This window comes from Streptomyces viridochromogenes (assembly GCF_001270495.1).
Lineage (GTDB): Bacteria > Actinomycetota > Actinomycetes > Streptomycetales > Streptomycetaceae > Streptomyces > Streptomyces viridochromogenes_A.
On record NZ_LGUR01000072.1, the window covers coordinates 61,912 to 82,240 of the forward strand.

Below are 20,329 nucleotides of genomic sequence, written 5' to 3' on the forward strand. Positions count from 1 at the left end.
CGACGAGAAACGCGCCCGCGGTCAGGCCCCGTACGGCAGCAGCGCCTCGCCGAGCCGCCGCCAGTGCGGCATCGCGGAGCCGCCCGGCGGGGTGCCGATGACCTGTACCGCGACATGGTCGGCGCCCGCCCGGACATGGTCGTGGAGCCGCTCCGCCACCGTGTCCACGTCCCCCCAGAACACGAGGTCGTCCACGAGGCGGTCGCTGCCACCGTGGGCGATCTCGTCGTCCGTGTAACCGAGACGGCGGAACTTGGCGATGTTGTACGAGGAGTCGAGGTACGGGCGCAGATGCTCGCGTGCCGTCGCGCGGGCCTTGTCGGGCTCCGCCTCGAAGAGCACCGCGTGCTCGACGCCGAGGAACGCGTCGGGGCCGAGGATGTCCCTCGCCTGGGCGGTGTGGGCCGTGTTGACGTGGTAGGTGTGGGCGCCTGCGGAGCGGTCCCGGGCCAGGGCGAGCATCTTGGGGCCGTAGGCGGCCAGGATGCGGCGGGCCGGCGTTTGCGGCGCGGGCACGGGTGACTGCTTGGCGAGCGTGTCCAACTCGTCGAGGTACCCGGCCATGGCCGCGAGGGGTTTGACGCCCGGCCTGTGCGCGCCGAATCCCAGACCCAGGACATGCCGGCCCGGGTAGGCGTCGGCCAGCAGCGCGCTCGCGGCGTGGGTCGCGCCCGCCTCCCGCGACCAGATCTGTGCGATGCCGTTGACCACGTGCAGCCGCTCGGTCGAGGCGAGCAGATAGCCGGCCTGGGTGAGCGCCTCGCGCCCGCCCACCTCGGGGAACCACACCGCCCGCCAGCCCAGTTGTTCCAGCTCCTGTACGGAGTCGCGCACCCGCGCGGCAGGCTGGTGCTCGAAGTCGAAGGTGTAGATGCCGAAGGTCCCCAGGTTCCCCAGATTCTCCATGCATCGAAATATTGCAGATTCTCGATATCAAGTCCAACAGGGCGGCACTCGCACGCCCACGTGTCCAACTGCTAGAGGGTTCGCCCGAGTTGGGCCACCAGCTCGGCGATGCGCTCCTCGTCCCGCTTGTAGTGGGTCCACTTGCCCACCCGCGTCGCCCGCACCAGACCCGCCCGCTGAAGCTCCGCCATGTACGCCGACACCGTCGACTGGGCCAGCCCGGCCTTGGCCTGGATGTGGCTCACACAGACCCCGACCTCGGCCGGGTCCGCGATCGCCTCGTACTGCGAGAAGTGCCGCTCGGGCTCACGCAGCCACACCAACAGCTGTAGCCGCACCGGGTTGGCCAGCGCCTTCAGGGCGCCGACCAGATCCGCGTCCGGTGAGATCGCAGCGTCGGCCATGGGTCCGGAGTATAGGTCGCCACCTCCCACGGACTTCAGCGCAGCCTCTCCCCCGGCAGCTCCCCCGCCGACACCTCCAGCACCCCACGCTCGGTGACCAGCCCGGTCACCAGACGCCCCGGCGTGACGTCGAACGCCGGGTTGTGGCCGCGCGAGGCCGCCGGAGCGGTCCGTATGCCACCCCACTCCAGCACCTCGTCCTCGCCCCGGAGTTCGATGTGGATGTCGTCGCCGGTCTTCGTGGCCAGGTCGACGGTCGTCGTCGGCGCCGCCACCAGGAACGGGATCCCTGCGTCCGCGCAGGCCAGGGCGACCCCCACGGTGCCGACCTTGTTCGCGGTGTCGCCGTTCGCGGCGATCCGGTCGGCGCCGACGACCGCCGCGTCGACCTCGCCGCGCAGGATGGTGCCGGCCGCGGCGCCGTCGGCCTGGACGTAGTGCGGGATGCCCTCCTGGACCAGCTCCCAGGCGGTCAGGCGGGAGCCCTGGAGCAGCGGGCGCGTCTCGTCGGCGTACACGACCTCCAGGCGGCCACGGGCGTGCAGTTCGCGGATGACGCCGAGCGCCGTGCCCCAGCCGGAGGTGGCGAGCGCGCCGGTGTTGCAGTGGGTGAGGATGCGCAACGGCCGCTCGACGCCGACCCGTCCGAGCAGCCAGTCGGCGCCGAACGCGGCCATGGCGCGGTTCGCGTCGACGTCCTCCTGCTGGACGGCGGCGGCCTCCTCCAGCACCGCGTCGAGGCCCTCGTCGAAGCGGGTCATGACGCGGTCCACGCACACCATGAGGTTGACCGCGGTGGGCCGGGCGTCACGGACGCGGGCCACGGCCGCGCGTATCTCGTCGGCCGACCAGCCCTCCCGCTCGCCCTGGAGCAGCGCGAGCGCGACGCCGTAGGCTCCCGCGGCGCCGATCGCGGGCGCACCGCGCACGACGAGCCGCTGGATCGCGTCGACCAGGGTGTCCACATCACGGACGTCCATCGTCTCGGTGCGGTGCGGGAGCACGGTCTGGTCGATCAGCGCGAGGCTCGTTCCGGTCCACTGGACGGCACGCAATTCCTCGGGCATGGGCCGCACTTCCTGGGACATAAGAGGACACTCCTAGTACTCCTGTGGGTGTCCGTCACCGTACATGACCTTGGGGAACCACAGTTCGAGACAGCCGCTCCCCCCGGAGGGGGCGCGGCGTGGGCGCGATCGACCTGTTGGTCCACGGCGGAGGCGCTCATCTGAACAGACCGCATAATGTGCCTGAGACGTCGGATGTCTTGCACGACATCCTGAACGACCGGGAGGGCGGCCATGGCAGTCACCGACGAGGCGATCGAGAAGATCAAGGGCATGATCGTCTCCGGCGCGCTGCGCCCCGGCGACCGGCTCCCCAAGGAGAGCGAGCTGGCCGCCGATCTCGGGCTGTCCCGCAACTCCCTGCGCGAGGCCGTGCGCGCTCTGTCACTGATCCGGATCCTGGACGTGCGGCAGGGCGACGGCACGTATGTCACGAGTCTGGATCCGCAGCTGTTGCTGGAGGCGCTGAGCTTCGTCGTCGACTTCCACCGCGACGACACGGTGCTGGAGTTCCTCGCCGTACGCCGCATCCTGGAGCCGGCCGCCACGGCGATGGCCGCGTCCCGGATCAGCGAGCAGCAACTGAACGCGCTGACCAACCAGTTGGACAAGCTCGGCAACGATCCGTCGGTGGAGGAGCTCGTCGCCTGCGACCTGGAGTTCCACCGGGGCATCGTGCAGAGCTCGGGGAACTCGGTGCTCTGTTCGCTCCTCGACGGGCTGTCGGGGCCGACGACTCGGGCCCGCATCTGGCGCGGGCTGACCCAGGAGGACGCGGTCAGCCGGACCCTGCACGAGCACCGGGCGATCCTGGCGGCGCTGCGGGACCGCGACGCGGAGGCGGCGAAGTCGTGGGCGACGGTGCACATCGCGAGCGTGGAGCAGTGGCTGCGGTCCACTCTGTGAGTTCGGCCAGGTGCGCCATGGGAGTGCGCGTCGTCTTGCGGGTGCCGGTTCGTTGTGGCCGCTCGCGCAGTTCCCCGCGCTGCTGGGTCGGCCCACTCGCCCGGGTGAGAGGCTCCGGGGTGTTCCCCGGTGACGAACGGGGCAGTGATCCGTTCACTCCCCCGTGCAAGGGGGCTGCGGGCGCCCCCGCCGCACGCCGTAAGGTTGGGTGGTCAAGCGAGGGCACGTCGGAAGGAGGCACTGGGTGATCGAGCTCGAGGGGGTTCCCGAGCTGATCGACCCGGTCATGGTGGCCGCGTTCGAGGGCTGGAACGATGCCGGCGACGCCGCTTCCACCGCGGTCGCGCATCTGGACAGGGAGTGGAAGGGCGAGGTGTTCGCGGCGCTGGACGCCGAGGACTACTACGACTTCCAAGTGAACCGCCCCACGGTATGGATGGACGCGGGCGTCCGCAAGATCACTTGGCCCACGACCAGGCTTTCGGTGGTCCGCGTCGGCGGCGAGAAGCCGCGTGACCTCGTGCTCGTCCGAGGTATCGAACCGTCCATGCGCTGGCGCTCGTTCTGCAACGAGCTCCTCGGCTTCGCGCACGAACTGGGCGTGGAGCTGGTGGTCATCCTGGGCGCCCTGCTCGGTGACACCCCGCACACGCGTCCGGTCCCGATCAGCGGGACCACGTCCGACGCGGACCTGGCCCAGCGAATGGATCTGGAGGAGACCAAGTACGAGGGCCCGACGGGCATCGTCGGCGTCCTCCAGGAGGCGTGCACACACGCAGGCGTCCCGGCGGTGTCGCTGTGGGCGGCCGTACCGCACTACGTCTCGCAGCCGCCGAACCCGAAGGCGACGCTGGCCCTGCTCAACCGCCTGGAAGACCTGATCGACGTGCGCATCCCGCTGGGCGAGCTGCCCGAGGACGCGCGCGCCTGGCAGGTCGGTGTGGACCAGCTGGCCGCCGAGGACAGCGAGGTCGCCGAGTACGTGCAGTCGCTGGAGGAGGCCCGGGACACCGCGGAGCTGCCGGAGGCGTCGGGCGAGGCGATCGCCCGCGAGTTCGAGCGGTATCTGCGCCGACGGGACGGCGGCGGCCCGACGCCGGGCGGGCACGCCACGGCGGACGGCGGGGAGTCCCCCGGCCCCTTCCTGAGGGACAACCCGAGCGGTCGCGCGAAGCCGCCCAAGCCACCGAAGCCGGGCACCACGGACGACGACGAGTCGTCGGAGGACTGAGAAAGAGACGAAGGAGGGCGGTGCGCGGACTGCGCACCGCCCTCCTTCGTCATACGGGCAGGATCGTCACGCGGGCACGGAGATCACGTCGTACGTCGTCTCCGGTGTCGGTGTCGTGGTGAAGCGCGCGTTGGGCAGGTAGAGGCGGCCCCGGTACGCGGCCACCGTGGTCGGCACGTCGAAGAGCGGGTCGGTGACACGGCGCCGGAAGACGCCGCTGCGGCCGTCCGCGGAGAGCCTGAACACGTCGATCGCGTTCTGCCGGTTCTGCACGACGTACAGCGTGCGTCCGTCCAGCAGCAGTCCGTCGCCGTTGGAGAGCGGGGCCGCGTCGCCGAGGTCGACGAGCCGGGTGACGCCGGTGCGCGGGTTCACGCGGTGCAGGCCGCCCACCCCGGACTGCACGACCAGCAGCGCGGAGCCGTCAGGGGTGCTCGTGATGCCGTTGGCGTTCACGACCTCGCCGGGGACCTGGCTCCAGTCGCCGCTCAGGGTGATCGTCACGACGTCGTCCGCGCCCGGCAGTTCCCCGTGCCGGCCGAGCGGCAGGGCGTACAGCGCGGGCTGGAAGGAGTCGGTGAACCAGGCCGTGCGCGGGGTCAGGAACACGTCGTTGGCGAAGGACGGGGTCGCCGTGGTGAGGACGTACGAGGCGAGGACCTCGCCGGTGCGGGTGTCCACGACGCGGGTGCCCTGGCCGCGTGCGGCGACGAACAGGCGTCCCCGGTGATCGAGTTTGAGGCCGACCGAGGGCGTGCCGGGTCCGGCCGAGATGATGCCGCCCTCGCCGGTGCGCAGGTCGGCGCGGTAGATCGAGCCGTCGCCGAGCGAGCCGAGGTAGGCGTACGGTCCGCCGCCGATGGTGATGCCCTCCGGGCGGAAGCCGTTCGGGAGGTGGATCACGACGGGCCGGGTCTTCCCGGCCGCGGCGGCGGGGGTGCCGGCCGACCCGACGAGCACGGCTCCGGCGGTGGCGGCGCCGGCCGTGAGGAGTCTGCGGCGGGTGGGGCGAGCTGCGAAGGAGCGGTGTTCGGGGGCCACTGTGCGTCCTTCCACGAAGAGGACCAGCCGACAGCTGGTCCAACGGTCAACTGACTCGTCCACCCCACCACACGCCGGATGCCTCCGCAGCCGTAGACAGCCTCTCGACAGCGACTGGGCACATCTGGCCCGATTGTGGCGTGACATCTCTTTCACGCCGGATTGCACACGGTGCCCAATTCAACTTGTTTCAAACCGAGTTGGCGAAATAAGTCTGGACGGACCGGGCCGCGCGTGCTTGGTTGTCCTGCGAAGGCGCGCCGCACCACCCGCACTTGGTATCCGCAGGAACCGAAGGGAGCGGCAGACGATGACCGACCAGGCAGAGCCGGCGCAGGGCCCGGGAGCGTCCGGGCCGGGGCCCGACGGAGCGGGATTCACCTATCGAGGAGCCGAGCGGGAGCTGATCGTCGTCGCCCGCCCGGAGGTCCGGCTGCGGGCCCGGGCCGAGGGCGTCCGCTCGGTGGCGGGCGCCGACGTGTCGGCCCTCGACATGTTCCTCAGTGACGAACAACTCACGCTGGAGCCGCTGTTCGGCAGCGAGGAGCGGCTGCAGCAGGCCGCCCCGCAAGCAGGCGCCGAGGAGGTCCCCGACCTCGCGCTGTTCTACCGGGTACGCGGCGGGGAGAGCCGCGCCGAGGAGCTGCGGGCCCGTATCGCCGCGCTGCCGGGGATCGACACGGCGTATGTGAAGCCGGGCGCGGTACCGGCCGGGTTCGGGCCGATGGGGGCGGAGAGCGGGCGCCTGAAGGAGGGCGCGCCGGTCACGCCCGACTACAGCGGCCGCCAGGGCTATCTGCGGCCCGCGCCCGAGGGCGTGGACGCGCACTGGGCCTGGCAGCGCCCCGGCGGCACCGGTGAGGGCGTGACCGTGATCGACGTGGAGGGCTCCTGGCAGCTGGGCCACGAGGACCTGGCCGCCAAGCTGGCCGGAGTCGTCGTCGGCACCCCGCTGTCCGACCTCGCCTGGCGCAACCACGGCACCGCCGTGATCGGGGTCATCGGCGGTGACCGCACCGAGTACGGCATCACCGGCATCGTGCCGGACACGGTGACCGCGGCCGCGTCCTTCCAGGGCATCGGGACGGCGCCCGCGATCCACGCGGCGGCCGACCGGCTGAGCCCCGGCGACATCCTGCTGATCGAACTGCACCGCCCCGGGCCGCGGTTCGAGTACGCCCAGCGCGACGACCAGCGCGGCTACATCGCGCTGGAATGGTGGCCGGACGACCTCGCCGCCGTCCGCTACGCCACCGCCAAGGGGGTCCTCGTGGTGGCCGCCGCGGGCAACGGCGCCGAGTCGCTGGACGACGCGCTCTACGAGCGTCGCCCGGACGACTTCCCGGAGTCGTGGCGCAACCCGTTCAACCCGTCCAACCCGTCCTCCGGCGCCGTACTGGTCGGGGCGGGCGCCCCACCGCCGGGCACGCACGGCCGTGACCACGGCCCGGACCGCTCACGGCTCGCGTTCTCCAACTACGGCGCCCGCGTGGACGCGCAGGGCTGGGGGCGCGAGGTGACGACCACCGGCGGCTTCTGGGACCGGCCCGGCGACCTTCAGGGCGGGCCCGAGGAGATCGCCTGGTACACCGACACGTTCTCGGGGACGTCGTCCGCCTCCCCGGTCGTGGTCGGCGCGCTGGCCGCCTTGCAGGGCATGCTCAAAGCCGCGGGCCAGCCGCCGATGACCCCCGAGCGCGCGTGTGCCGTGCTGCGGGCGACGGGTTCCCCGCAGCAGGACGCGCCTGGCCGGCCCGCCTCCCAGCGGATCGGCAACCGCCCCGACATCAGGGCGGCGGTCACCCATCTGGTGCCGCAGGCGGTCGGCTCGGGCCTGGCCGAACGCTACTGGGACGAGCTCCTGCCCTACCCACGCGAACTCCCGCCCAGGCTCCGGCTGTTCGTGGCCGGCGGCTGGCGGAACCTCAACCACCCGTCCCCGGAGATCCGCCAGGCGGTCCATACCGCCTTCGCGGGGGGACGGCCCGAAGTCCGAGTGTGGTTCTCGGACGACGAGATCGTCGGCCTGGTGATCACCGGCTGACGCAGCCCATCACATCAAGGGAAGGTGACACCCGAATGAGCACCACCCCGCAGATGAGTCACATGGGACAACAGCAAGGCCAGCAGTTCCCCAGCACATCGCCCTACCAGCAGCAGCCGTTCGGGCAGCAACAGGGCTTCGGCCAGCAGCAGGGCTTCGGCCAGCAGCAGCCGTACGGCATGAGCGGCTCCCTGGAACAGCTCCAGCAGCTCGGCCAGCAGCAGCCGTACCAGCAGTTGCTTCAGCAGCTGGGCCAGCAGCAGTTCGGCGGCCAGCAGCAGGACCAGCAGGCGCAGCAGAACGAGCAGCAGATGCAGCAGCAGTTGCAGCAGGTCGCGCTGGCGGCGGTGCAGCAGGCCGCCCAGCAGCTCCAGGCGCAGGCTCTGGCCTCCGGTGTGGCGGACGGCTTCGTCGACATCGTCCACCCGCTCCAGGGGCAGCCGCATCAGATCTTCCTGCGCATCGACAACCAGTTCCGGGTCCTGAACAACCCGAACCCGCAGATCCACCAGCAGATCCAGCAGGCGTTCGCGTTCGGCCACCAGGTGATCGGCATCTGGGACACCCAGTCGCCGAGCGTGCTGCGCGGCGTCCGGATCCAGCGACTCTGACGGGCACCTGAACGAACGGACGGGCACCTGAGCAAAGGGATCGGGGCGCTTCCTCCCGCGGAGAGGAAGCGCCCCTCTCTCGGTTCCGGATCCCTACAGGGCGACGCCCAGCAGCGCGTCCACGGCGCGCGACACGACGCCGGGGGCGCCGATGTCCGTACCGCCGCTCTCCTCCTGTGCGGCGGCCCAGCGGTCGACCGCCACGAGCGCGGCCGGGGCGTCCAGGTCGTGTCCGAGGGCCTCGCGGATCTCCTCGACGAGCGCCTCGGCGGGCGGCCCGTCGGGCCGGGACACGGCGGCACGCCACCGGTCCAGGCGGGCGACGGCGTCCTGGAGCACCTGGTCGGTCCACTCCCAGTCGGCCCGGTAGTGGTGGGCGAGGAGGGCGAGCCGGATGGCGGCGGGGTCGACGCCGTCGCGCCGCAGCTGCGACACGAAGACCAGGTTCCCCTTGGACTTGGACATCTTCTCGCCGTGCAGGGCGACCATGCCGGCGTGGACGTACGCCTTGGCCATGGGGAACTCGCCGGTCAGCACCTGGGCGTGCGAGGCGCCCATCTCGTGGTGCGGGAAGGCCAGGTCGGAACCGCCGCCCTGGACGTCGAAGCCCATGCCGAGGTGGTCGAGGGCGATGGCGACGCACTCGATGTGCCAGCCGGGGCGGCCGCGCCCGAGCGAACCGCCGTCCCAGCTGGGCTCCCCGGGACGGGCGGCCATCCACAGCATCGGGTCGAGCGGGTTCTTCTTGCCCGGACGGTCCGGGTCACCGCCGCGCTCGGCCGAGAGCAGCCGCATGGCGGCGGCGTCGAGGCCGGAGACCTTGCCGAAGTTCGGGTCGGACTCGACGGAGAAGTAGACGTCCCCGTCGAGTTCGTACGCGGCGCCGGCGTCCCGCAGCCGCTCGACCAGCGGCACGATCCCGGGTATCGCCTCGACCGCGCCGATGTAGTGCCGCGGGGGCAGCATGCGCAGGGCGGTCATGTCCTCGCGGAAGAGGGCGGTCTCCTTCTCGGCGAGGGCGGCCCAGTCGATGTCGTCGCGCTCGGCCCGCTCCAGGAGCGGATCGTCGATGTCGGTGACGTTCTGGACGTAGTGAACCTGCCGCTTGGTGTCGAGCCACACGCGCTGCACGAGGTCGAACGCGTTGTAGGTCGCCGCGTGACCCAGGTGGGTCGCGTCGTACGGGGTGATGCCGCAGACGTAGATACGGGCGACGGGACCGGGGTCGAGGGTGACCAGACCGCCGGTCGCGGTGTCGTGGATCCTCAGGTCGCGGCCCTGACCAGGCAGGGCGGGGACCTCAGAAGCGGGCCAGGCATACATGCCATGAGCCTAACCGGACGGATGTTCCGGATACGAACCGGACCAGGCCGGATGGCCGGTAAGGCCCTCTTGCGCGATACGGCCCTCCATGCAGTACCCCGCTAGACGGGCGGCCACGGAATGGCCGGCCACTCCCCGCTCGGCTCCGGGTACTTCCCGGACGTCAGAAGCGCCTCCACGCGCGCGCGTGTGGCCTCCACCTCGGCGGGGGTGATCAGCCCGGCCAGCCGCACGGCCAGCTCACCGCCCTCCTTCAGCCCCTCCCGCAGGGCGCCGAGCACCTCGCCGGCCTCCCCTCCCAGCGGCTCCCCCGCCCACCCCCACAGCAGCGTCCGCAGCTTGTTCTCGACGTTGAACGTGACGCCGTGGTCGATGCCGTACAGGTGGCCGCCCTCGGTGGGCAGCAGGTGCCCGCCCTTGCGGTCGGCGTTGTTGATCACGGCGTCCAGGACGGCGAGCCGCCGCAGCCGCTCGTCGTCGGCGTGCACCAGCAGGGCGGTCTTCCCCTCGCCGACCTCGGCGAAGGCGATCGCCCTCCAGCCGGGCCCGGGCTCCTCGCCGTCGACCAGGGCGAGCAGCTCGGCCTCGGGCGTCGCCTCGATCCACAGCTGGACCATGCCCTCGCCGTACGGCCCGTCCCGCAGCACGGTGGGCGGTACGAGCCCCCAGCCGGTCGCCTCGGAGACCTCGTACGCGGCGACCTCGCGCTGCGCGAGCGTCCCGTCGGGGAAGTCCCACAGCGGCCGCTCACCGGCGACGGGCTTGTAGACGCAGGACGCCTCCTGCCCCTCGTACGCGACCGTGCAGAACAGGGCCGCGTTGGACGCCTCGCGGATGCGTCCGCGCATCGTCAGCTCACCCTCGGTGAGCAGCTCCACCGAGGTCACGCTCCGCGGCGGTATCCGTTCTGGCGCGGACATACGTGTCCTTCCGGGTCGAGCGGGAGGCTGCACAGCGGACACGGCGGCCGCCCGGCGTTGACGACGTCCAGGGCGCGCTTGGCGAAGGCCCTCGCCTGCGCGCCGGTGAGCCGGACCCGCAGCATCGGGGGCCCGTTCTCCTCGTCCTGGAGGAGCCGCTCCTCGGCCTCGGCCAGGTCCTCCTCGGAGTCGGCGTCGAGCTCCACGAGGGCCTGCGCCTCGACGATCATGCGCTGCTCGTCGCCGTCCCAGGCGAGGGCCATGGTGCCGACGCGGAACTCCTCCTCGACGGGGGTGTCCAGCGGGTCGGTGTCGGCGACCTCGGCGGGCGCCATGGCGGGGACGGCGGCGCTGCCGCCACTACGCCGTACGACCTCGTCGAGCAGTTCGTCCATGCGCTCGGCGAGGGCGGCGACCTGGGTCTTCTCCAGGGCCACGCTGGTCACCCGGGAGCCTGCGGTGGCCTGGAGGAAGAACGTACGGCGCCCGGGCAGTCCGACCGTACCGGCCACGAAGCGGTCCGGGGGGTCGTAGAGGAACACCTGACGGGACACGTCCTGTCTCCATGGGAATCGTGAGTACGGCGACAACTGGGAACGGCTGGATCGACGGCGAGAGCGTGGGTGCGGCGCTGCTTCGACCGCTTCACCCTACTGCGCCGGACGATCACGGTGCGCCCGCGCCGCCTCCGACCGTCGCGTCGCCGGCCGGCGGCTCCTCGCGCGGGGCGAGGGACGCGAAATCACCGGTGTCCCCGAGGCGTACGAGGAACGGCCTCAGGCGGGTGTAGCGGATCGCGGTGACGGAACACGGTTCGACGGAAATCCTCTGGAAGAGGTCGAGATGAAGACCGAGGGCGTCCGCGACGAGGGACTTGATGATGTCGCCGTGCGAGCACATCAGGTACACGGCGTCGGCGCCGTGATCGCGCTCCACGCGCGCGTTCCACTCGCGTACGGCCTCGGCGGCCCGGGTCTGCATCGCCCGCATCGACTCACCGCCGGGGAACGCGGCCGCCGAGGGGTGCGCCTGGACGACCTCCATCAGCGGCTCGTCCCCCAGCTCGGCGAGCTTGCGGCCGGACCAGTCGCCGTAGTGGCACTCCCCGATCCGCTCGTCGGTGTGCGCGGTGAGTTCCGGCCGGGCGTCGAGCAGCGGCCGGATCGTCTCCTGGCAGCGCTGCAGCGGGCTGGTGACGATCTCGGAGACCGGCAGCGCGGTGAGCCGTCCGGGCAGCGCGGCGGCCTGCGCGGCGCCGCGCTCGTCGAGGGCGACGCCGGGCGTCCACCCGGCGAGGAGTCCCTCGGTGTTGGCGGTGGAGCGTCCGTGGCGGACCAGGATCAGGGTGGGCATGCGGCCCAGCGTAGGCATACGACCGGGTGCGCTCGCGAGGGGATGGCGGGAGAATACGCTCCGTGATCGTCGACTGCGCCATCTACGAGGACGGGCGCCGGACGGAGGGGCCGGCGGACTTCTCCGACGCCCTTGATCTGTGCCGCCTGCGGGGCGACGCCTTCGTCTGGATCGGCTTGTACGAGCCCACGGAGAACGAGTTCGACCGGGTCACCGACGAGTTCGGGCTGCACCCGCTGGCCGTGGAGGACGCCCTGCACGCGCACCAGCGGCCCAAGCTGGAGGTCTACGACGACTCGCTGTTCATGGTCCTCAAGCCGGTCGGGTACGAGGCGAAGAGCGACATCGTCTCCTCCGGCGAGGTCATGGTCTTCATCGGCGACTCGTTCGTGGTGACGGTCCGGCACGGCGAGGAGGCGCCGCTGGGGACGGTGCGCAGCCGTCTGGAGCACGAGCCGGAGATGCTCCGGCACGGTCCCACGGCGGTGCTGTACATGATCGCCGACGCCGTGGTCGACCACTACGTGGACGTGGCGGGCGAGTTGGGCACGGACCTGGAGGAGCTGGAGGCGGAGGTGTTCTCGCCGACCGGCGGGGGCTCCCGGCACACGGCGTCCCGCATCTATGCCTTCAAGCGGCAGATCCTGGAGTTCCGCAGGGCCACCGGCCCGCTCGCGCAGCCGTTGTCCCGGCTCGCCGGCACCGGCATGATCGGGGCGCGCGTGCCGTTCGTGCACGACAAGGCGCAGCCCTTCTTCCGCGACGTGAGCGACCACCTCACGCGCGTGAACGAGTCGGTGGAGGGCCTGGACCGGCTGGTCTCCGACATCCTCGCGGCGCATCTCGCGCAGATGAGCGTCCGGCAGAACGACGACGTGCGGAAGATCTCCGCGTGGGCGGCCATGGCCGCGATCCCCACGATGATCGCGGGGATCTACGGCATGAACTTCGAGCACATGCCCGAGCTGCGCTGGACAGGGTCGTATCCGGCGCTCATCGCGGGCATGGTCGCTCTGGAGGTGCTGTTGTACCGGCTGTTCAAGCGCCGGGGTTGGCTGTAGTTCCGCAGGCGGTCCGGGTCAGGCGAACTCGGGCGCCGAGGTGGCCGGGCCGCCGAGGGCGTCGCGTCGTTCGGGCATCTTCAGGGACACCATGCGCCGCCAGCCCGCCAGCCGCTCCCAGGCGTACACGGCGTGGATGCCCGCGGCGAGCACGGCCGCCTTGGGCCGGGGCCAGTCGAGGATGCGGCCCATGTGGTCCATGACCGCGAGGCTGACGTCCCGGTAGATCCGGATCTCCGCGAGCGCGCACTCCCGCAGCGTCCGCTGGATGACCCGCCCGTGGCCCTGGGCGGCGAAGCGCAGGAGTTCCTCGTGGCAGTAGGCGAGGTGGTTGTCCTCGTCGGCCGAGATCATCCTGACCGCGCGGCCGAGGTCGGGGTGGTCGGCGAAGTGCTTGCGCAGCAGCTCCATCTCCTCGGAGGCCCGCTGTTCGGTGACCCGGCTGTGGGACAGGTAGGTGACGATGTCCTGGACGGTGAGCGGCTCCTCGCCCTTGAGCTTCTCGTGGGCGAGTCCGATGCCGTGCCGCTCCAGCAGCATCGTGTAGTCGGTCTCGGGCGGGACGGGGACGGGTTCGAGGCCGCGCTTCTTCATCAGGGCGTTGAAGATCCGCCCGTGCTTGTCCTCGTCCGCCCCGTGCCGGGTGATCTTGGGCGCGAGACCGCGCTCGCTCTGCGGGACGAGCGCGGCGATCCGCGCGTTCTCCCAGCCGCCCTGGGACTCACCGCTGGCCGCGATGGAGCAGAACAGACGGAACGACTCGTCGTTGTCGAGGATCTCCTGGAACAGACTCTTGGCCGAAAGCATCGTGGGGCACCTCTCTGCAGGACGCCGCAGGATTCCGCAAAGAACGAGTCAAATGCGGCGAGAGAGGTGCTGCAACACCTGTGTCGGACAACTCCGCCAAAAGAATGACCATCGGGGTCACGACGGGGGCGTAACCGGGTGGGCACGCGCGCGTTGTTCTGCGTGACGGCCGTGGCGGGGAAGACCCCCGAGCCCCCACCACGGCCGCTGAAAACTTCCCGAGCTGTACGACGCCCGGCGCGCCGCCTCTTACGCGAGCCCGGCGCGCTCCAGGGCCTCGGTGCCGGCGCGGAGCGAGGCGAGCCGCTCGTCGAGCGTGAAGCCCGCGGGCGCGAGGGACAGGGTGGTGACCCCGGCCGCGGCGTAGGCCTTCATGCGGTCGGCGATGCGGTCGACGGAACCCAGCAGCGCGGTCTTGTCGATCAGGTCCTGCGGGACCGCGGCAGCGGCGCCCTGCTTGTCGCCGGAGAGGTACCTTGTCTGGATCTCGGCGGCTTCCTTCTCGTAGCCCATGCGCTGGGCGAGCTGGTTGTAGAAGTTCTGCTTGGGGCTGCCCATGCCGCCGACGTACAGCGCGGTGTAGGGGCGGAAAGTGTCGGCCAGCGTGGCCACGTCCTTGTCGTCGCCCACGGCGAGCGGCAGGGTCGGGCAGACGTCGAACCCGTCGAGGGTCTTGCCCGCCTTCTCGCGCCCGGCGCGCAGGTACTTGATCGTCGTGTCCTCGAGGTGCTCCGCGGAGGGGAAGATCAGCAGGGCGCCGTCGGCGATCTCACCGGTCTGTTCGAGGTTCTTCGGGCCGATGGCGGCGATGTACAGCGGGATGTGCTCGCGCTGCGGGTGCACGGTCAGCTTGATCGGCTTGCCGGGGCCGCCGGGCAGGGGCAGCGTCCAGTGCTGGCCCTCGTACGACAGGCGCTCGCGCGTCATGGCCTTGCGGACGATCTCGACGTACTCGCGCGTGCGTGCCAGCGGCTTGTCGAACTTGACGCCGTACCAGCCCTCGGAGACCTGCGGTCCGGAGACGCCGAGGCCGAGGCGGAAGCGGCCGCCGGAGAGCGAGTCCAGGGTCGCGGCGGTCATCGCGGTCATCGCCGGCTGGCGGGCCGGGATCTGGAAGATGGCGGAGCCGACGTCGATGCGCTCGGTCTGGGCAGCGACCCAGCTCAGCACGGTGGCCGCGTCCGAGCCGTACGCCTCGGCGGCCCAGCACACGGCGTACCCGAGCCGGTCGGCCTCCTGCGCGACGGCGAGGTTGTCCGCGTCCATTCCGGCACCCCAGTAGCCGAGGTTGATCCCGAGCTGCATGGCCGATCCCCTTACCGATCAGTAACGTCCCTTGTCGGCCCGACCTTAGCGCGGCGGACCCCCGGCGGGGAGGCCGGTGTGGCGGGCGTCGCCCCGACGACCGTGGGGATCCCCGGTGACCGTCCTGAAAACTGGTTATCCACAGGCCCCCACATGGCAGGTTCTGGCCAGTAATCTCGGCGTTCATGGAGCAGAGGCATCTCGGCCGCACCGGCCTGCGCGTGTCCCGGATCGGGCTCGGCACCCTCACCTGGGGCAGGGACACCGACGAGCACGATGCCGCGGACCTCTTGAAAACGTTCTGGGAGGCGGGCGGCAGCCTCGTCGACACGGCCGACGTGTACGGCGACGGCGAGGCCGAGTACCTGCTCGGCCGGCTCATAGAGGGGCTGGTCCCGCGCCGGGACCTGGTGATCTCGACGAAGGCGGGCAGCGTGCCCGACCCGGACCGCAGGTTCGACGGCTCGCGCGGCCATCTGCTCTCCGCGCTGGACGCCTCGCTGGCCCGGCTCGGCACCGACTACGTCGACGTCTGGCACATCCACGCCTTCGACCCGTCCACCCCGCTGGAGGAGACCCTCCAGGCCCTCGACCTGGCGGTCAGCAGCGGCCGGGCCCGCTATGCGGGCGTCTCCAACTTCTGCGGCTGGCAGCTCGCCAAGGCGGCGACATGGCAGCTCGCGGCGCCCGGCACCCGGACCCGGCTGGCGAGCACACAGCTGGAGTACTCCCTGCTCCAGCGCGGCGTGGAGCGCGAAGTGCTGCCGGCCGCGCTGGACCTCGGCATCGGCCTGCTCCCCTCCTCCCCGCTCGGCCGGGGCGTCCTGACGGGGAAGTACCGCGACTCCACTCCCGCCGACTCACGCGGCGCCTCGGAGCATCTGGCGCCCTTCGTCGCGCCGTACCTCGACGACACGGCGAGCCGCATCGTGGACGCCGTGCAGACGGCGGCCGACGGGCTGGCCGTCACCCCGCTCCAGGTCGCCCTGGCCTGGGTCCGCGACCGACCCGGCGTGGCCGCGCCCGTCATCGGCCCGCGCAACTCCCAGCAGCTCACGGCGGCATTGTCAGTGGAGGCCCTTAGTCTTCCTGACGAGATCTGCCGGGCGCTCGACGACGTGTCAGCGCCCGTGCACCGCTATCCCGATCACGACTGGAGCACGCTGTGAGCACGGAGCCGCCCGAGACCACGGAGAACACCGAGCCGGGGACGCCGGGCGCCGCGACGGAGGACGCCGGGGCGGAAGCCGCGGCTGCGGCCGGCAGCGAGGGCGCCGACGCCGCTGAGGGTGCCGGGGCGGAAGCCACGACCAAGGACGGCGACGGCGACACCACCGCGCGTTTGTCCGAGGCCGAGGCCGAACTCGCCGCTCAGCGCGTCGAGCGGGAGCGGATCGAGCGGCGGAAGGCCGAGAAGCAGAGGCCCGTCGAGAGCGGGACGAAGCTCAGCGGGAAGGCCGCCGACCTGCTCGCCGCCGTCCGGGCCGTGGAGAGCGGCGCCAAGCCCGCCGCCACCGTGTTCAGCGAGCCGGAGCCACCGCGCCGCCCCACCCCGGAGCCGGCCCCCCGACCGCGGCCCGTGGCGGCCGAGGCGCCCACGGGCCCCGCTCCGGAGACCGTCGAGTCCGTGCGCCGCACGCTGGCCGACGGCGGCGCCCCGGAAGCGCTCGCCCCGCAGGTCGCCGCGGCCCTCGGCGAGGACGCGGCTGGTCAACTGCGCGCGGACCCCTGGCAGTTGCTGCGCGTCGGCGGCGTACGGACCGAGCAGGCCGACGGGTTCGCGCGGGCGCTGCTCGGCGCGGAGTGCGGACCCGACGACGAGCGGCGGGGCCGGGCGATCACCGTCTGGCTCCTGGAGCAGGCGGCCGTGGCCGGGCACACGGCCCTGGAGATGCCGGCGCTCACCGCCACGCTGACCCAGCGGGGTGTGCCCGACGCCGATACGGCCGTGCAGAACACACTGGCCGAGGGCGAGGCCCTGGCCTTCCAGGACGCCCTGGACGAACCCGGCACCCCGGCCCGGATGGACGACGAGGCGGAGGAGGACGAGGAGCGGCCGGTCCGCGTCCTGGTCGGGCTGGAGCGGTACGCCCTCGCGGAGGAGAGCCTCGCCGACGGACTGGCCCGCCTGATCAACTCGGCGCCCAAGCAGGACGGTTCGGCCGAGGAGTGGGAACGGGCCGCGGCGGACGCGGGCTCCGCCGCCGACCTGATCCGCGCGGTCGCGGCACACGGCCTGGTCCTGCACACCGGCGGGCAGGCGTCCCTGGCCGAACCGGCGGCCCTGCTGCACGCCGCGCAGGCTCTGGGGCTGCGGGCCTGGGCGGCCACGCACAGCCCGCTCGCCCGGGGCCGCTTCGCGGCGCTCCTGGGCGGGTCCGGTCGGCCGGACGACCCCGCGCCGACGGGGTCCGTGCCCGGCGTCGCCACCGTGGCCGGTCTGCTCTCCGGTGCCGAAGGGCCCGGCCGGGACGCGGAAGGTGCCTTCGACCTCGATCTGCTCGTCCTGCTGGACGCGCCGCAGCTGGACGTGGAGACGGCGGCCCTGCTCACGGAGTCGTTGCCGGACGGGGCCCGGCTGGTGCTGGCCGGGGATCCCGCGGTGCTGTGGTCGGCGGGGCCCGGCCGGGTGTTCGCCGATCTGCTGGCGGCGCGGATCTGTCCGCAGATCGCCTCGCGGCGGCCGGACCCGGGCCCACTGGGCGAGCTGGTGTCAGGAATCGGCATCGGCGAGCTGAACCAGGTCGAGGCGCCCGGCAAGGAGGTCGTGATCGTGCCGGTGCGCGACGCGGGCGAGGCCGTGCACCGCACCGTGCAGCTGGTCGCGGACTCGGTGCCGCGGGCGATCGGCATCCCGGCCGAGGAGACCCAGGTGATCACCCCGGGCCATGGGGGCGCGGCCGGCACCCGCGTTCTCAACGCCGCGCTCAAGGAACGGCTCAACCCCGGCCCCGGCCGCTTCGGCGGCTTCGACCCCGGTGACCGCGTCGCGTACTCGCCCGCACCGGGCCGTATGGTACCGGGCCACGTGGTCAAGGCGGACGCCGAGGGACTGCACCTGTCCTGTGCGGGCGAGGCCGTCGTCGTACCGAAGGAGCGGGTGGAGCAGTCCGTACGGCACGGCTGGGCGCTGACCGCGCACCAGGCGGCGGGCGCCAGATGGGCCGCGGTGGTCGTGGTGCTGCCCGGCGATGCCGCACAGACGCTGAACCGACCGTGGATCTACACGGCGTTCGGCCGGGCCGACCGCCATCTGTCCGTGGTCCACGGGGTGGAGCAGGCCCTGCCGCGAGCGGTCGCCGAGGTCCCGGCGAAGCCGCGCACGACCCGCCTGCCCGTCCTGCTCGGAACACAGCAGCCGACGCCGAGCTGAGGCGCACCGGACGCGGGGCGCGGGGTGCGGGGAACCGTCACGGACCCACACGCAACGGCTGCGGCCCGGACCTTCTCCGGGCCGCAGCCGTCATGACAGCCGTCGCACCGCCGTCGGCGGCGCGCTACCGCTCCAGTGGCTCCAGATCGTCTTCCTCGTCCTGATCGGCGTCGAGTTCGTCCTCGAAGTCACCCTCGTCACCGATCTCTTCGTCGAACACCGTGCTCACGTCGAAGCGGCAGACCACTCGCTGCGGGTCGACGCCCTCGAAGGGCGCCTCCAGCCATTCACCGGGGTCGGTCTGGTCGTCGGAGGCGGTCACCCAGAGTGTGGAGTCGCCCTCCTCCAGGCCGAACTCCTTGTGCCGGGAGGCGATCTCGTCCGGCTCGAACTCCCCGAACAGGGTGCCCAGCGCCCCGTGCACCGTGCCGGAGCCGTCCGCCTCGTCGTAGTCCGCCGCCTCGATCCGCTGGGCCTGCGCCAGCAACCGCTGTGGCTCCGCCACGGCGTAGTCGCGCCTGATCAGCACACTCAGCGCGTTCGGTTCCTCGGGGCCCGTGTACGGCGGCAACGCGTCCTCCGCACCGGGGATCTCGAAGGGGGTGACCTCGTCGTAGCGGTCGTAGAGCAGCTCGTCGTAGGTCTCGGCGGCCGCGGCCAGCTGGTTGAACGCCTCGTAGACGGCCGGGTCGTCCTCACCCGACCGGCGTTCGACCGCGGCCAGGTGGCGGTCGAGCGCGGTCTTGACCGCCTCGGCGGCGGCGCGTACCTCGGCAGCGGTGGGCTGCACAGCATCAGACATAGTGCAGACGCTATCCGTACCGGGCCCCAGCCCGCACAATAGATGCGATGCCGGAATACGAATTTGTCGACGTGTACGTACCGCGCGGGGTCTCCCGCAAGGACGCCACACGCCTGCTGACGGACCATGCCGAGTACGGACACTGGGAGTTGGACCGCCTGAGCCTGCTGCGCGACGGCAGCCGCAAGGTGCGGCTGCGGCGCCGGATCATCCGCCAGGTGCGGGCCACATGGTGAGCTGAGGCGACGGACGGCGAGACAGGAACAGCAGCAGAGGAACACATGGAGCGTGCCCCGCCGCGGCGGGGCACGCTCCGTTCTGTGCCGGACGGCCGAGCCCTATGCCGAAGGCCGTGCCTTGCGGTACAGCACCGTGCCCGCCAGCAGCGCCCCCGCGCCGACCGGCAGAGCGAGGCCCATCGGCAGGTCGCTGCCGGTCCGGGCGAGCTCCGCGTCACCCCGGGGCTGGGTGACGAAGTGGGCGCCCGGCTGGTTGCCGCCGGAGGAGCCGCCCGGGGTCTCGCCGCCCGCGCTGGGCGGCGTGCTCGGGGTACCGGGGTGGCTCGGCTCGGCAGGGTTCTCCGGGTTACCGGGGTTGCCCGGGTTCCCGGGGTTGCCCGGGTTACCGGGGTTGCCCGGGTTACCGGGGTTGCCCGGCTGCCCGGGGTTGCCGGGGTTGCCCGGCTGCTCCGGCGAACCGGGCGGGTTCTCGTGGCCGCCGCCCGGCGGGGTGTGGCCCCCGCCGCCGTTGTTGGTGCAGTCGTTGCCCTCGGTGGAGTTGCCGATGCCGATGATGTCGACGCTGTTGCCGCACACGTTGACCGGCACATGCACCGGCGCCTCGACGTGGTTGCCGGAGCCGACGCCGGGCGAGTCACTGGCGTGACCGTCGGCCGACGCCCCCGAGCCGCCACCGGAGCCGTGGCCGCCGCCCGTGTTGGCGCAGCTGTTGCCGCTCGCCGGGTTGAGCACGCCGACGACGTCGACCGTGTTGCCGCAGACGTTGACCGGCACGTGCACCGGCGCCTGCACCGTGTTGCCCGACAGCACGCCGGGCGAGTTCGAGCTGGAGCCGTGCGCACCCGAGCCGGTCGCGTGGGCGGCGCCGCCCGCGGCTGCGACGATGCCGGTCGCGGCCGCCACGGTCATCAGGCCCTTGCGGGTGACCTGTCGCAT

General features: G+C 72.1%; 20 protein-coding genes. 8 read left to right on the forward strand and 12 right to left on the reverse strand.

Annotated features, from left to right (window positions below):
• Positions 1 to 21: 21 nt before the first annotated feature.
• The 3 genes from ADK36_RS09095 to mtnA form a co-directional block, all read right to left on the reverse strand.
• The gene (locus tag ADK36_RS09095; RefSeq protein ID WP_048584554.1) at positions 22 to 906 is read right to left on the reverse strand and encodes a TIGR03620 family F420-dependent LLM class oxidoreductase; all 885 of its coding nucleotides are present in this window, start codon (positions 904 to 906) and stop codon (positions 22 to 24) included.
• Positions 907 to 977: 71 nt separating this feature from the next.
• A complete protein-coding gene (locus ADK36_RS09100; RefSeq protein WP_048584555.1) occupies positions 978 to 1,310 on the reverse strand; it encodes an ArsR/SmtB family transcription factor in 333 nt (110 codons plus the stop codon).
• Positions 1,311 to 1,345: 35 nt separating this feature from the next.
• On the reverse strand, positions 1,346 to 2,377 hold the full coding sequence (mtnA, locus tag ADK36_RS09105) for an S-methyl-5-thioribose-1-phosphate isomerase (protein WP_048584556.1): 1,032 nt from the start codon (positions 2,375 to 2,377) through the stop codon (positions 1,346 to 1,348).
• Between the two features lie 234 nt (positions 2,378 to 2,611).
• Here mtnA and ADK36_RS09110 point away from each other — a divergent pair, with 234 nt between their 5' ends.
• Together ADK36_RS09110 and ADK36_RS09115 are read left to right on the forward strand one after the other, a co-directional pair.
• Positions 2,612 to 3,283, forward strand: a complete 672-nt coding sequence (locus ADK36_RS09110; RefSeq protein ID WP_048584557.1) for a FadR/GntR family transcriptional regulator — start codon at positions 2,612 to 2,614, stop codon at positions 3,281 to 3,283.
• A 244-nt stretch (positions 3,284 to 3,527) separates the two neighbouring features.
• The gene (locus ADK36_RS09115; protein WP_048584558.1) at positions 3,528 to 4,514 is read left to right on the forward strand and encodes a PAC2 family protein; all 987 of its coding nucleotides are present in this window, start codon (positions 3,528 to 3,530) and stop codon (positions 4,512 to 4,514) included.
• 66 nt (positions 4,515 to 4,580) lie between these two features.
• On the opposite strand, the gene ADK36_RS09120 is transcribed toward ADK36_RS09115, so the two are convergent.
• Positions 4,581 to 5,555 carry an SMP-30/gluconolactonase/LRE family protein gene (locus tag ADK36_RS09120; RefSeq protein WP_048584559.1) on the reverse strand — a complete coding sequence of 325 codons (975 nt, stop codon included), beginning with the start codon at positions 5,553 to 5,555 and terminating at the stop codon, positions 4,581 to 4,583.
• A gap of 310 nt (positions 5,556 to 5,865) precedes the next feature.
• Between ADK36_RS09120 and ADK36_RS09125 the strand changes: the two genes are divergently transcribed.
• Complete coding sequence (locus tag ADK36_RS09125) at positions 5,866 to 7,599, forward strand: S8 family peptidase (protein ID WP_048584560.1); 1,734 nt, start codon at positions 5,866 to 5,868, stop codon at positions 7,597 to 7,599.
• Between the two features lie 35 nt (positions 7,600 to 7,634).
• Positions 7,635 to 8,210 carry a hypothetical protein gene (locus tag ADK36_RS09130; protein ID WP_048584561.1) on the forward strand — a complete coding sequence of 192 codons (576 nt, stop codon included), beginning with the start codon at positions 7,635 to 7,637 and terminating at the stop codon, positions 8,208 to 8,210.
• Between the two features lie 93 nt (positions 8,211 to 8,303).
• Here ADK36_RS09130 and mshC read toward each other — a convergent pair whose 3' ends face one another.
• The 4 genes from mshC to ADK36_RS09150 form a co-directional block, all read right to left on the reverse strand.
• Positions 8,304 to 9,533, reverse strand: a complete 1,230-nt coding sequence (mshC, locus tag ADK36_RS09135) for a cysteine--1-D-myo-inosityl 2-amino-2-deoxy-alpha-D-glucopyranoside ligase (protein ID WP_048584562.1) — start codon at positions 9,531 to 9,533, stop codon at positions 8,304 to 8,306.
• A gap of 101 nt (positions 9,534 to 9,634) precedes the next feature.
• Positions 9,635 to 10,453: an SCO1664 family protein gene (locus ADK36_RS09140; protein ID WP_048584563.1), complete on the reverse strand. Its 819-nt coding sequence runs from the start codon at positions 10,451 to 10,453 to the stop codon at positions 9,635 to 9,637.
• A complete protein-coding gene (locus ADK36_RS09145; RefSeq protein WP_048584564.1) occupies positions 10,417 to 11,007 on the reverse strand; it encodes a DUF3090 domain-containing protein in 591 nt (196 codons plus the stop codon). The genes ADK36_RS09140 and ADK36_RS09145 overlap by 37 nt, the downstream gene beginning before the upstream one ends.
• 112 nt (positions 11,008 to 11,119) lie before the next feature.
• The gene (locus ADK36_RS09150) at positions 11,120 to 11,806 is read right to left on the reverse strand and encodes a histidine phosphatase family protein (RefSeq protein ID WP_048584565.1); all 687 of its coding nucleotides are present in this window, start codon (positions 11,804 to 11,806) and stop codon (positions 11,120 to 11,122) included.
• A gap of 62 nt (positions 11,807 to 11,868) precedes the next feature.
• Between ADK36_RS09150 and ADK36_RS09155 the strand changes: the two genes are divergently transcribed.
• A complete protein-coding gene (locus tag ADK36_RS09155) occupies positions 11,869 to 12,867 on the forward strand; it encodes a magnesium and cobalt transport protein CorA (protein WP_048584566.1) in 999 nt (332 codons plus the stop codon).
• An 18-nt stretch (positions 12,868 to 12,885) separates the two neighbouring features.
• On the opposite strand, the gene ADK36_RS09160 is transcribed toward ADK36_RS09155, so the two are convergent.
• Both ADK36_RS09160 and ADK36_RS09165 read right to left on the reverse strand, forming a co-directional pair.
• Positions 12,886 to 13,674: a ferritin-like domain-containing protein gene (locus tag ADK36_RS09160; RefSeq protein WP_048584567.1), complete on the reverse strand. Its 789-nt coding sequence runs from the start codon at positions 13,672 to 13,674 to the stop codon at positions 12,886 to 12,888.
• A 249-nt stretch (positions 13,675 to 13,923) separates the two neighbouring features.
• On the reverse strand, positions 13,924 to 14,979 hold the full coding sequence (locus ADK36_RS09165; RefSeq protein ID WP_048584568.1) for an LLM class F420-dependent oxidoreductase: 1,056 nt from the start codon (positions 14,977 to 14,979) through the stop codon (positions 13,924 to 13,926).
• 185 nt (positions 14,980 to 15,164) lie between these two features.
• Here ADK36_RS09165 and ADK36_RS09170 point away from each other — a divergent pair, with 185 nt between their 5' ends.
• Together ADK36_RS09170 and ADK36_RS09175 are read left to right on the forward strand one after the other, a co-directional pair.
• Positions 15,165 to 16,148, forward strand: coding sequence for an aldo/keto reductase (locus ADK36_RS09170; protein WP_048584569.1), 984 nt, complete (start codon positions 15,165 to 15,167; stop codon positions 16,146 to 16,148).
• On the forward strand, positions 16,145 to 18,352 hold the full coding sequence (locus tag ADK36_RS09175; protein WP_048584570.1) for a helix-hairpin-helix domain-containing protein: 2,208 nt from the start codon (positions 16,145 to 16,147) through the stop codon (positions 18,350 to 18,352). The genes ADK36_RS09170 and ADK36_RS09175 overlap by 4 nt, the downstream gene beginning before the upstream one ends.
• A 124-nt stretch (positions 18,353 to 18,476) precedes the next feature.
• Here ADK36_RS09175 and ADK36_RS09180 read toward each other — a convergent pair whose 3' ends face one another.
• Positions 18,477 to 19,154 (reverse strand): hypothetical protein, encoded by a 678-nt coding sequence (locus tag ADK36_RS09180; protein WP_048584571.1) that lies wholly within the window; start codon positions 19,152 to 19,154, stop codon positions 18,477 to 18,479.
• Positions 19,155 to 19,201: 47 nt separating this feature from the next.
• On the opposite strand from ADK36_RS09180, the gene ADK36_RS09185 reads away from it, so the two are divergent.
• Positions 19,202 to 19,390: a DUF5703 family protein gene (locus tag ADK36_RS09185; RefSeq protein WP_030053310.1), complete on the forward strand. Its 189-nt coding sequence runs from the start codon at positions 19,202 to 19,204 to the stop codon at positions 19,388 to 19,390.
• Between the two features lie 102 nt (positions 19,391 to 19,492).
• On the opposite strand, the gene ADK36_RS09190 is transcribed toward ADK36_RS09185, so the two are convergent.
• The gene (locus tag ADK36_RS09190) at positions 19,493 to 20,329 is read right to left on the reverse strand and encodes a chaplin (RefSeq protein WP_053196954.1); all 837 of its coding nucleotides are present in this window, start codon (positions 20,327 to 20,329) and stop codon (positions 19,493 to 19,495) included.